The sequence below is a fragment of the Pseudomonas sp. P4_C1 genome (assembly GCF_056402155.1).
On sequence record NZ_JBFUHY010000059.1, the window covers coordinates 19,687 to 31,510 of the forward strand.

Here is an 11,824-nt window from a genome sequence, read left to right on the forward strand (position 1 = left end):
ATTCGTCATACACGTCCTACATGAGGCTCACCATTCTCCAGTTGAAGTATCGACTCCAAATGCGCTCTATGCCCCGGTCATCAATCCACTGCTAGACTCCATCATCTACCTGAAGTGTCGGAGGCATCATGAACTTCATTCTCTGGATCATTCTTGGTACAAGTGGCCCACAGCCCTTTCGAGCGGTCGACCATGCTGAGTACAAGAATATGGAGGCGTGTCAGCACGCAGCCGATCAGATCAAGGCATCACTTGAAGGGGTGCAGTTCCAGATCAACACCATCTGCACACCCAAGGACAATACAAAATAACGCGTGATCCTCAGGTGCGTGCGTTCGCTGACGCAAACCTGGCGTGTGGGCATGGGGGCCAACTATGTCGATGATCGCTATACCGCGCTGGATAACAATGTGGTCATGCCGGCTTACACGGCAGTGGACGCCGCGCTGTTGTACAACCAGCCGAAATGGGACATGGCCCTGCGGCTGCGCAATGTCTTCGACAAGGACTATTACGCTTCGGCGCATGGTTCGGTGGACCTGATCACGCCCGGTGCCCCACGGACGCTGGAGCTGAGCACCAACTATCGCTTCTGAGCACAGACCTGAAGAACAGGCCCCAAAGCAGCCCTTCGTGAAAGGCTGCTTACGACTGTGGATTCAACACACTGGATTTTGTGTAAGCGGGATTTGTGTTAAACAAGCAAAAGCAGCACCTTGGGTGCTGCTTTTGAGGGGGGGCTGCACATTTCTGTCGGCCCGGGGACGCGCTACACGGATCAGCTGTTGCTGCGATCGGCTGCCTTGGCTTTGCTTTGAGCTACAGAGGCTTCAGCCTTGTGTTTCTGGGCAACCTGGTAGGTTTCCATCGAGACTTTGCGGGCCGACTCCATGCGTGCGAAGGTCCGGTCACCGCCACCTGTGGCCATCGCCAGAGAAGAGGCGGTCAGCGTGGCAACTACGAAGAGAACTTTCATGGATTTCATTTGGGTATCCTCAAGTGAGACTTTTAACAGTTAAAGCGAGATTCATTGGCTAGCGTCGAACTTCCTTGTTCAACCTGGATTCACCAGCCAGCCAGGGCGGCGTTTCCTGGAGTCCTGGTGCCTTGCTCCATGCGTGCTTCGGTGTCTTTGTTTTTGGCCCAGACGGTGAGCAGTACCATCATCGCGAACCCACCGACGATGAGCACCGGATAGGCTGCCAGCAACTCCACCAGCGAGTACTTCCAGGCCAGCGGACGACCCACACCCAGCATGGCGGCATAGAACCACGACACGCCAGAGAACGCCCCCGAGAACAGCGCCAGCATGCGCAGGCTGAAGGAGAGTTTCAGTAACGAACCGGCTTTTTTCAGCGCCGGCAATACAGCGCCATGCAACACGAAGCCGTTAATGGTCAGCAGCACAACGATGCCGATTTTGGCTTGTAACTTTGGATTGAGGAAATACTCCATCCCCTTGCCGGAATAATCGATCCCGACAATAGCAATGCCCGTAATCCAGAGCCAGACAAGTGCAAGCGATACGGTTTTTTGAAGACTGTCCATGTGCGCGTCATCATGGTGACCTGATGCATCTCCCTTCAGGAGTTGCTTGACCATTGCAATGTCACTGGTCAAAACCAGCCCGATTGCCACGCAGCAGGCGATAAGATGAAAATATACAACGCCCAAACGCACATATTCCACGGTGGACGAAGAAAACATACTAAGTTCCATGGTGACCTCTTTGTTGTAATAGTGAATCAACTTGGCTCCCGGCACGGCATAATTGGAGTTTGCCGTTGCTGATGGCAGTCAAGATTCAGCCATTACGATTAGTTAATCTTGCGGCATTACGCGGCCAAGATAATAGTGATTTTCACGAATGAACTTTTAATCATTCGATTATTTTAATATTCAGGTAACAACAAACATCATCCGCACTGGGTGCCTATGAGGTTTAACATCCGCTTCTGAGGCGCAGGCGAGGCCCGGAACTCTATCGGCGAGCGGATCAGGCAATGCTGGTGGGGTCGGCGGGGCTTCCACCCCATTCGAGGAAACGAAGCTTGTGAATCTCGCCCTCGCTGTCTTCGTAGACCAGGGTCACCGGCACCATGCCGGTCTTGTCGGAGGTATCGGTGCGCTGCAGTACCCGTTTCACATCGAYTTCCATTCCGTAGTGGTAGTCGACGGCGGAGASATGCGCGCCGGGKTCTTGCAGGCTGTTCTGSTCGAAGACACTGGGTGCGAGACTGGAAATCACGGCACTGACAATTGTGGCGATGCTCATAAGGCTTTACCTCTTCTGTAGTTCACTTGACAAGGACCTAATGTGACACGTGATGAGAGTGAAGTTCACCTCACCGCGACGAACGTGCCTGCCTGAAAAGCCTGTAGTGGCTGCAAWCTCCCGGCAATTCCCCGCGCTTGACGCCTCTCGACCRTTCGTCCTTTAAACCCCGTATTTGCTGGGCAAAGTCCGWTTTTKMWGGAGGTCATGACATGTCATGACGGATTTTTCGTGCGGTGGTTGTGACAGTACGTGGACCGAAAATGCCAGCTATCGAGCCCGGGGGAAATGTCGGGTATTGGCCGATTACAGACAGCGTAACGGCCGGCGGATCGTAGTTTGGCGCGGAACCCGCGTCCGCGGCGATCACATAGGTGTGGACTCGCATCGACATGCCTCCTGCGCAAAGAGCTGATCGAGCCACGCGAGCGCATCGGCACGATTCGTGATGTCTGCGACGAATTCCTGACCACGTGCGGTGGCTTCCAGAGTCCCGGACGACGACCAGCGCTGCGATGGGTGATAGGTCAGGCCGACTCCGCCGCGCGCTGAGTTCAACCAGTCAGGTACCGACCAAATGGACGGGCGCAGCGCATGACTCTCGGTCAGTCGAAAGCCTGTCTTGAACAGGCCGAAGCCCGGCTGCCGGGCTATGCGACCGTCCAGCATCAGACGGTCGGCAGCAATGTAAAGCGTGTTGTTTTCCTTCCAGCCGGCCCTGGTGTGTGGGTGTTCTTCGAGCCAAGGGTAGCGTTCAGCCGCGTGCGTTCCATCGACACCCAGAGATAAGACCTCCCCGATTTGCAGCCACCCATATACGCGATGTTCGCGTTGCCCCTCGTATGACCAGCGGCCCTGGATTTGCGTCACCGGCCGGAACAGACCCCAGAAGAGGAACAAATCGCCGACGCCGACACCTTGCCCGGCGAGATGACTTTGAGCTGCGGCAAGCTGACCGAGTGCGCCGCGCCATCCAGGCGCGCGAGGGCGCACGCGGGGATCAAGATCTGGATCGAGGTGGCAAGGTGTTGCTCTCGTGTATCGGCCTCGGGTGAGCTGTTCGATAAGTGTCGGGATCGGTTCGGTCAGGTCGCCGAAGGTGATGGGCGTCGGCATACGTGTGGGGATGGGGAGCGAGATTGGTCGCCCCTCCAGTAGCGGGCTAGGGACTCCGCCGGCGGAGGAGTCGAAACCTTTGCGGGAGAGTACGAGTTTCATAAGCCGCCAGTGGTGAGGAGCCGCTTGAAGTTGTGGTCCGAGGTGATTAGTTCACCGTCGATGCTGAGCGCCGCCAAGGGTTTGAGCGTAGTCCTTCTCTAACCGGCTATTGCCGATTCAGTGATTGCACCTATTGCTTGGATGACCGCTATAGCTCACCTGGGTGCGCCACGAGTCTCGATATTCATGAACCTCATCCCAGTCCTGACTGTACTCGCAGCGGTGGCATTTCCGGGTAAATTCTTGCACTACTACCATCTGATAAKAAGCGCCTTGAACTGGGGTGCATTTACATGAGTCAGCGAAAATCTTCGAAGAAAGTCCTGGCAGAAGAAATCATACCGGTCGAGCGATAAGAGCCGCACCGCCGCTAATACGCTGATCGTGCTCATCTCTGAATTAGCCAGTCAACCGTCAGAAATCGGCCGATTCTGCTGAAAAAGTCGCTCTGCCCAAACGGCCTGATCATTGACTGGTGATAACGCCTTTTTTGCACGCTGCTACGTGAAATCCGAGTCCGGAAGTCTCTGCCAAAAGTAAAGATTTCAACCTCGGACGCGTACTTTTCCAATACGCAAACCATGGCCGACTTTTCAATAGAATCGGCCAAAGGCTTCCACTCGAACGCATTACCTGATCGGCTGTTTTGTGGGACGAAGCGGTCACCGATGTTCCGCTGCCAACATTGACCTGAACTGAGAAATGATCTCTGAAGATAGCCCGGCAGCTTCGAACACTGCGCAGGTGAAGCTAACGGGTGCAGGGCCTGGAGCGGTTATGATGCGGTCTGCAACCACAGCTACTGGACTGCTTCGATAAAGAGTGCGCCCTTCATAACCTACGGCATTTTGTTGTAAGAAGTCAGCGCTGTTCGAGGTATGAGCAACCGTGTCGAGAAGCCCGGCCCTCGCAAGTGCCAGCGTTCCCCCGCAGATACCGGCAATTGTCGCTCCACTTGAACGACTAGCATGAAGAAAGTCTCGAATATCCGGTGCTTCTGCACGTTCCCAGACCATTCCTCCAATGACGACAACAACGTCCGGTTTCCAGTCCAGACATTGTTGCAAACTGCTATCGACAGTTACAGCCAATCCACCCTGCGAGCGGAACTGCCCCGTAGCAGAAGCGAAAAACCTCACGTCGATCCCGTAAAACGGGGACGCAGTTCCAGCAATGAAAGCATATTCCCAGTCCGCAAAACCGGGTGTCAGTATCAATCCCACGCGTGCCATCAGTCCGAATCCTCCATGAATGCCAATAACACATGGCGACAACAAACATACATCAAGGGCTGCTTTGGGTCGAAATCTGCCCTGCTCGACAGGCATAAATCGGCCAGAAGCGGTGGGATGGACTCCTCCTCACTTCGGCATCTTGAGTGCCAGACTGAAAGTGCGAACCACAGTCAACGGTGAGAAGGAGTCCACACATGAAGCTTATGCGCATTGGGGTCGACCTGGCCAAGAACGTGTTTCAGATCCACGGCGTGGATTGTCATGAGCTACCCATCTGGCGGCAGCGTTTACCTCGTGATCGCTGGCTGCAAACGGTGCTGGAAAAGATCGAACCCGGCTGTGAGATCGGCATGGAAAGTTGTGGCGGTGCACATCATTGGGCGCGGCAACTACAAGCACGCGGATTTCGGGTGAAGCTGATCGCGCCGCAGTTCGTCAAACCGTACGTCAAGAGCAACAAGAACGACGCCAACGATGCCGAGGCGATCTGCGAAGCCATGAGCCGCCCCAGCATGCGCTTCGTCGCCGTCAAGACCATCGAACAACAGGATATCCAGGCGACGCATCGCATCCGGGCCAGCTTAATCGAACAGCGGACGGCCAAAGCCAATCAGATTCGTGGGTTGATCGCCGAGTACGGCCTCGTTGCTCCGAAGGAATTACTGATGCTGCGTCGCGCAATACCGTGCTGGCTAGAAGATGCAGATAACGGTTTGACGGCACGCTTTCGTCGTCTGCTGAATGGCTTGTGGGATGACCTTCGCGCATTGGATGAACGTGTTGGCCAACTCGACAGCGAAATATCTGCAATCGCGGCAAGCGAGCCGACTGCCATCCGTTTGCAGCAACTGCGCGGCGTCGGCCCGATGATCGCCACCGCACTTATTGCTGCCATCGGTGATGCCCGACAGTTTGCCAATGGCCGACAGTTGGCCGCCTCGCTAGGGCTGACGCCAAAGCAACACAGTTCTGGCGGCAAGGATCGACTGCTTGGCATCAGCAAACGTGGGGATGCTTATCTCCGAACGTTGATGGTCCACGGTGCGCGGTCGGCACTGCGCACAGCCAAGTCCAAAGACGATCGACTTAGCCAGTGGGTCGTCCGCTTAGCCGAGCGCTCACATCCCAATGTGGCCGCTATCGCACTCGCGAACAAAACCGCACGCATGGCTTGGGCGATGTTGCGCAACGACACTGATTACCAACCGGATCGGGCTGCGGCCTGATCTACCAAACCGACAAGTCTAACGAGTAAACAAACCGTCTACCCAGATTGCGAAGCAACCCGAACGATGGCAAACCGGTCGAACCGGCGTTGGCAAAACCCTCAAGTGTCCAGGTGCGTAAAGCACGTAGAAGCGATTGGGAGCCGGCGCGCGAATAGCCCATCATGGCCCTGCATCGAAACGATGCTGTATCCAGAGGCCGAATATACGTGTGCAGTCGGCACGGGCGCCAAAGCGAAGGAAGCTTCCCAACGAGGAGGAGTCCATATACGGTCTCTCGAAAATCATCAGAGTGGCTCCGACAAAATACGGCCAACTTCTGTCGGATCAGTTAGTCGTTCTTAACGTATTACTCATGTTCAATTAGATTGAGCGTTTCCTTCCAGAATCTCAAACCCATCATCAAGGGGGGCGTATCCAACAACTTTTCTGGTCTTATCAATAGAAAGGCGCTTATACCTGTTGTCTGAGACCCCATGGATAACGTGGAATCCGCTCAGTTCGGCCTCAACGCAATTTCTAAGTAGTGCGACAACATCCTTAAAACTGATAAAAGCAGCTACGTCCCTGGGACTGTGGCTCTCCCCTTGGTGAAACTTGGCTACGTTTGCAATACGGACTGCGATTGTTGTCATGTGACCATCGTTTGCATACATCGAAGCGAGAGCTTCCCCAAACACTTTGCTGACCCCGTAAAGATTGCCTGGTTTAGGTGCCATACATTCATGTATCTGGACATCTTTTGGATAACCTTCAATAGTCTGGGCACTGCTCGCAAATATGAAGCGCTTGCAGCCTTGAGCCCTTGCGGCGAATAGCATGTTGTAGGTCCCCACAATATTCACAGGAAGCAGGGAGGTCATGAAATCGGCGTCTGGGTTAGGGTCAGCAGCTAGATGAATCACGGTATGTATGCCTTCGCAAGCTTCAAGGCAACTGGCTTGATCCCTGATGTCGAGAGAGAAACGTTGTGCCGAGTCCGGAAGTTTTGAAACGTCTATATCGGCTAAACGCAAATCTGACTTATCGCCTTGCGCTGTCCAAAAAGCGCTGCCGATCTGGCCCGCAGCACCGGTGACTAAAATTTTTCGTGTTCTCATTTCAGCATGTCCTTATGGTAAACCTCACTATAGCCTCCCAGCCTTGTGGACCGTTTACAACCTCCAATAAGGGTGACAAGCATCAATTCTAAAGTCCGCTGCTGGCCGATTGTTGCCTTTCACCACCGGTTGAATCCACAGCCGAAAGCAGCCGGTCAGTCAGGGGATAGTTGAAGGGTATTCAGGGTGATGGTGGTAGCTGGCCAGGCAAACTTCGCTAGCATCGTTTGCAGCCATTTGGCGGTGATGCCAGATTGGAACGGGTGATCCGGTTAATGCGTGTGAGGGCGTTCATAGGGGCGCTTTCAAAAAGCGCTGTTCATGATCAGGCTCCGGCAACAGGCACGTGTCGTATTTCCCGAAGAGCCGATAACGATTAAGCGCAATGCGGTCGTACGCCCAATTTCGAAGTTTGCGAGGGAAGATGCGCAACAGGTTCACGGGGCGCCAGAGTGCGGAAAACTGGGCGATGACTTCGAAAAATGCATCCGAACGGTCCCAGTAGTGTCGGTCGCGGATCACCGCCATGGTGTCGAATTGATCCATGGGCAAACCTGCCCACGCGAGCAGAGCCTGCCCCTCGGGTGACTGAACCGCCGCCAACCGCACTCGACGCTGGCGGTCATGGCGAATCAAGAACCTCACCCAGCCATTGCACAGCTTGCAGACGCCGTCGAACAGGACCACCGTCTCTCCTGGTTTGAGCAGTGGCGCGGGTGAGGGGCGGATTTGTGAGGCTGGCATAAGCGTAGGTCCAAGGGAGCCTGGTTATCCCGGATCATAACCGCGTGCCAGCGTTAAAGTCTGCATTTGGCTGTGGATTCAACCGGTCGATGCGACACAACTGAATTCTGTGTAAGCAGAAGGCGTATTGCCGCAGTCCTCAATCGACTGTGGAAAGGCCATGCTTGTGTGCGTAGGCGTACAGATCTACGCGGTTCGTCAGGCCCAGCTTGCTGTAGATCGATGTTAAATGGTTGCGCAGCGTGTGCTCGCTGATGTGCAACTTCTCGGCCACCAACTTGCCAGGGGCTGAGGGGTCGCTGGCCAGCGAGGCGATGGTTTGCTGCTCGCGGCGCGTCAGCTTGGCGATTTTGTGTTGCTCCGGGTCTATATCGCGCTCGGCTTTCTTGCGCGCCAGTTCAAGGAAGATACGGCTGGTCGCATTGCGGTCAATCCAGAGTTCGCCGTCATGCACTTTTTCTATGGCTTTGAGCAATGTCGATGCGGAGGCCGACTCCCGCTTGTCCACCACGCCACGTGCGCCCGCCAGCACCGCACTGTCATGCAGCGCCACGTCGCTCGATCCTGTCACTACCAGAATCCTGGCTTTGGTCTGGCTGTGCAAGTCGGCCAGCGACTCGATACAGTCCTCGCTGTCCAGGTCCAGTACCACCACATCTGGTGTGTATTGGTGCAGCGAAAGCAGGTATTCCGCCACCGACGACACCGAACCCGCCAGCATCAATCTCGGTTGAGCGCTTTCCACCAGACGCTCAAGACCCCAGGCCACGAGCGGTAGTGCTACTAACAGGACTTGAATTGGCATGCGGGTCGCTGCCTCTTTAGACGGGTTGTGTTAGCTGATCATGATAGCAATCGTTGCAGCCTGTAGCTTTTTTCTATAGCGCTTCAGGCACCCCCTCCCATGACATTTGTCCCGTAAAGCCCTGTTTTCATGGCTGATTGACTCCCAGAAAAAAAGGGATAGCGCGCTCATGTAGAAAGCAGCGGTCGTTTTTAGACTGCAACCATGAAAGGCACATACCGAGTTGAGCCCCGTGAACAAGTCACCCTGTCGCTGCAACTGACCGACGGGAGCCACGGTGTCACCCGTGACATCAGCGCCTCCGGTTTGTATTTCGAAACCGATAGTGAGCTGCAGGTGGGTAGCTTGATTGACTTCGAGATCGAACTCGACACTCCCGGCGGCCCCATGAAGTTCAAGGCTCAAGGACAAATTGTGCGCATTGAGCCACAAGGCGGCAGGACCGGGGCGGGCGTGAAGCTGCTGGCCAGCCGGCTGGTGCCGGTGGAATGAGGTTTTCGTGGGTTGAGGAAGAAACGGCTAGTGGCTGTTAGCGGCCCACGGCGTTTTTTTGCTCAGGGTGACATTCTTGGGAGAAAGACATGGCGAGCACTACAACTACAAGCGGCGGAACCGTTACCTCGTTTTCCAACACGCCGCAGGCGAAGGATGACATCTTCAGCACCACTGAAAATCTGCTGGGGGTCGTGTATTGGGACGTCATGTCCAATGACCTCGGTGGCAACGCGAAGACACTCTGGTCACTCGACAACGCGGACAGTCTTTCTACTGTCACCAAGGTTTATGCTCCGGCCGACCTCCTGACCCAGGATACGGCGAGGGCTGAGGCGACGAGTTCTGACACCAGTTTGAATGGTGCAAGGATCTGGATCACCTCGGACGGCAAGGTCGGCTACGACGCCGCTACTTTCTCGTCTGCGTTCAAGGAACAACTCCAGGCGCTCGCCACTGGTGAACTCCTGACGGACAGCTTTACCTATGCGATTCGTCTTGGCAACGGAACGCTCAGTTGGGCCACTGCTACCGTGCAGTTTTCGGGCGTGAATGATGGTGTGATGCTCAGCATCGGAGGGCAGGCCGGCACGGTGACCGAAGACGCCGACACCACGGCGAGCGCGACCGACTCGCTGACGGCCAGCGGCACGATTGTCTTTAACGACGTCGACCTGAGTGACACGCACATGGCGACGTTCGCGCCGGCGGGGGGCAACGCTACTCATCTTGGTACGTTCGTGCTCTCGCCGGTAAGCGAAGCCGCGAACGCGGCCAACGGTTCGGTGCAATGGACGTACAACCTGAGCAATGCGGCGGCGCAGTACCTGGCCCAGGGACAGACAGTCACTGAAACTTACCTTGTCACCATCAGCGACGGTCATGGTTCGTCGGTAACGCAGAATGTGACCATCACCATCACCGGCACCAACGACCAGCCGACGGTGACGGCGGCCGAGGTCGAAAGCGGGGCGGTGACCGAAGACGGCACCACGATGACCAGCGGCAGCTTCGCCTTCGGCGACGTGGACCTGGCCGATCACACCCATGTGGCCAGCGTGAGCGCGCCGGCCAATGCGCTGGGTACGCTGGTGGCCAGTGTGAGCGATGAGAGCACCGGCGACGCGGTGGGCAGCGTGGGCTGGAGCTATACGCTGAACAACAGCGCGGCGCAGAACCTGGCCGARGGCCAGACCAAGACCGAAGTGTTCACGGTGACGCTGACCGATGACTTTGGGGCGACGGTGAGCAAGGCCGTGACCATCACCCTGACCGGGACCAATGATGCGCCGACGGTGACGGCGGCAGAAATCGAAAGCGGGGCKGTGATCGAAGACGGCACCACGGTGGCCGGCGGCAGCTTCGCCTTCGGCGACGTGGACCTGGCCGATCACGCCCATGTGGCCAGTGTCAGCGCGCCGGCCGGGGCGCTGGGGACGCTGGTGGCCAGTGTCAGCGACGAGAGCACCGGCGACGCGGTGGGCAGCGTGGGCTGGAGCTATACGCTGAACAACAGCGCGGCGCAGTACCTGGCCGAAGGCCAGACCAAGACCGAAGTGTTCACGGTGACGCTGACCGACGACTTCGGGGCGGCGGTGACCAAGGCCGTGACAATCACCCTGACCGGCACCAATGACGCGCCGACGGTGACGGCGGCAGAAATCGAAAGCGGGGCGGTGATCGAAGACGGTACCACGGTGGCCAGCGGCAGCTTCGCCTTCGGCGACGTGGACCTGGCCGATCACGCCCATGTGGCCAGCGTGAGCGCGCCGGCCAATGCGCTGGGGACGCTGGTGGCCAGTGTGAGCGACGAGAGCACCGGCGACGCGGKGGGCAGCGTGGGCTGGAGCTATACGCTGAACAACAGCGCGGCGCAGTACCTGGCCGAAGGCCAGACCAAGACCGAAGTGTTCACGGTGACGCTGACCGACGACTTTGGGGCGACGGTGAGCAAGGACGTGACCATCACCCTGACCGGCAGCAACGACGCGCCGACGGTGACGGCGGCAGAAATCGAAAGCGGGGCGSTGACCGAAGACGGCACCACGGTGACCAGCGGTAGCTTCGCCTTCGGCGACGTGGACCTGGCCGATCACGCCCATGTGGCCAGCGTGAGCGCGCCGKCCRRKGCGCTGGGGACGCTGGTGGCCAGTGTGAGCGATGAGAGCACCGGCGACRCGGTGGGCAGCGTGGGCTGGACCTATACGCTGAACAACAGCGCGGCGCAGTACCTGGCCGAGGGCCAGACCAAGACCGAAGTGTTCACGGTGACGCTGACCGACGACGTCGGGGCGACGGTGACCAAGGCCGTGACCATCACCATCACCGGCACCAACGACCAGCCGACGGTGACGGCGGCCGAGGTCGAAAGCGGGGCGCTGACCGAAGACGGCACCACGGTGACCAGCGGCAGCTTCGCCTTCGGCGACGTGGACCTGGCCGATCACGCCCATGTGGCCAGCGTGAGCGCGCCGGCCAATGCGCTGGGGACGCTGGTGGCCAGTGTGAGCGACGAGAGTACCGGCGACGCGGTGGGCAGCGTGGGCTGGAGCTATACGCTGAACAACAGCGCGGCGCAGTACCTGTCCGAAGGTCAGACCAAGACCGAAGTGTTCACGGTGACGCTGACCGACGACTTTGGGGCGACGGTGAGCAAGGACGTGACCATCACCCTGACCGGCAGCAACGACGCGCCGACGGTGACGGCGGCAGAAATCGAAAGCGGGGCG

The 11,824-nt window shown here is 57.3% G+C and carries 12 protein-coding genes and 1 pseudogene; 5 read left to right on the plus strand and 8 right to left on the minus strand.

Translation table 11 applies throughout. The annotated features are described in order from the left end of the window. Window positions 1-128: 128 nt before the first annotated feature. Window positions 129-311 (plus strand): hypothetical protein, encoded by a 183-nt coding sequence (locus tag AC1DU9_RS22775; RefSeq protein WP_223447925.1) that lies wholly within the window; start codon window positions 129-131, stop codon window positions 309-311. A gap of 18 nt (window positions 312-329) precedes the next feature. Beyond that, a pseudogene (locus AC1DU9_RS22780) lies at window positions 330-596 on the plus strand (TonB-dependent receptor); the annotation flags it as partial. A 182-nt stretch (window positions 597-778) separates the two neighbouring features. Here the strand turns inward: AC1DU9_RS22780 and AC1DU9_RS22785 are convergent. From AC1DU9_RS22785 to AC1DU9_RS22805, 5 genes are all read right to left on the minus strand, one after another. Then, window positions 779-985: a co-regulatory protein PtrA N-terminal domain-containing protein gene (locus AC1DU9_RS22785; protein WP_223462581.1), complete on the minus strand. Its 207-nt coding sequence runs from the start codon at window positions 983-985 to the stop codon at window positions 779-781. Between the two features lie 80 nt (window positions 986-1,065). Next, entirely contained in the window at window positions 1,066-1,719 is a 654-nt protein-coding gene (locus AC1DU9_RS22790; protein WP_477810818.1) for a hypothetical protein, read from the minus strand. A 277-nt stretch (window positions 1,720-1,996) separates the two neighbouring features. Further along, window positions 1,997-2,275 carry a DUF2790 domain-containing protein gene (locus tag AC1DU9_RS22795; RefSeq protein ID WP_477810819.1) on the minus strand — a complete coding sequence of 93 codons (279 nt, stop codon included), beginning with the start codon at window positions 2,273-2,275 and terminating at the stop codon, window positions 1,997-1,999. Window positions 2,276-2,641: 366 nt separating this feature from the next. After that, the gene (locus AC1DU9_RS22800; protein ID WP_223463371.1) at window positions 2,642-3,493 is read right to left on the minus strand and encodes an Nmad3 family putative nucleotide modification protein; all 852 of its coding nucleotides are present in this window, start codon (window positions 3,491-3,493) and stop codon (window positions 2,642-2,644) included. Window positions 3,494-4,155: 662 nt separating this feature from the next. Then, complete coding sequence (locus tag AC1DU9_RS22805) at window positions 4,156-4,725, minus strand: DJ-1/PfpI family protein (protein ID WP_223463373.1); 570 nt, start codon at window positions 4,723-4,725, stop codon at window positions 4,156-4,158. Between the two features lie 197 nt (window positions 4,726-4,922). On the opposite strand from AC1DU9_RS22805, the gene AC1DU9_RS22810 reads away from it, so the two are divergent. Further along, window positions 4,923-5,954: an IS110 family RNA-guided transposase gene (locus tag AC1DU9_RS22810; RefSeq protein ID WP_223463374.1), complete on the plus strand. Its 1,032-nt coding sequence runs from the start codon at window positions 4,923-4,925 to the stop codon at window positions 5,952-5,954. 359 nt (window positions 5,955-6,313) lie between these two features. Here AC1DU9_RS22810 and AC1DU9_RS22815 read toward each other — a convergent pair whose 3' ends face one another. From AC1DU9_RS22815 to AC1DU9_RS22825, 3 genes are all read right to left on the minus strand, one after another. Beyond that, window positions 6,314-7,054 (minus strand): NAD-dependent epimerase/dehydratase family protein, encoded by a 741-nt coding sequence (locus AC1DU9_RS22815; RefSeq protein ID WP_223463375.1) that lies wholly within the window; start codon window positions 7,052-7,054, stop codon window positions 6,314-6,316. Between the two features lie 291 nt (window positions 7,055-7,345). Further along, a complete protein-coding gene (locus AC1DU9_RS22820) occupies window positions 7,346-7,798 on the minus strand; it encodes a thiol-disulfide oxidoreductase DCC family protein (RefSeq protein ID WP_223463376.1) in 453 nt (150 codons plus the stop codon). Between the two features lie 139 nt (window positions 7,799-7,937). Further along, on the minus strand, window positions 7,938-8,603 hold the full coding sequence (locus AC1DU9_RS22825; RefSeq protein WP_223463377.1) for a LuxR C-terminal-related transcriptional regulator: 666 nt from the start codon (window positions 8,601-8,603) through the stop codon (window positions 7,938-7,940). A gap of 204 nt (window positions 8,604-8,807) precedes the next feature. Here AC1DU9_RS22825 and AC1DU9_RS22830 point away from each other — a divergent pair, with 204 nt between their 5' ends. Together AC1DU9_RS22830 and AC1DU9_RS22835 are read left to right on the plus strand one after the other, a co-directional pair. Continuing rightward, window positions 8,808-9,095 (plus strand): PilZ domain-containing protein, encoded by a 288-nt coding sequence (locus AC1DU9_RS22830; protein ID WP_223463378.1) that lies wholly within the window; start codon window positions 8,808-8,810, stop codon window positions 9,093-9,095. Window positions 9,096-9,184: 89 nt separating this feature from the next. Continuing rightward, a partial coding sequence (locus AC1DU9_RS22835; protein ID WP_477810820.1) for a beta strand repeat-containing protein occupies window positions 9,185-11,824 on the plus strand: 2,640 nt, incomplete at its 3' end.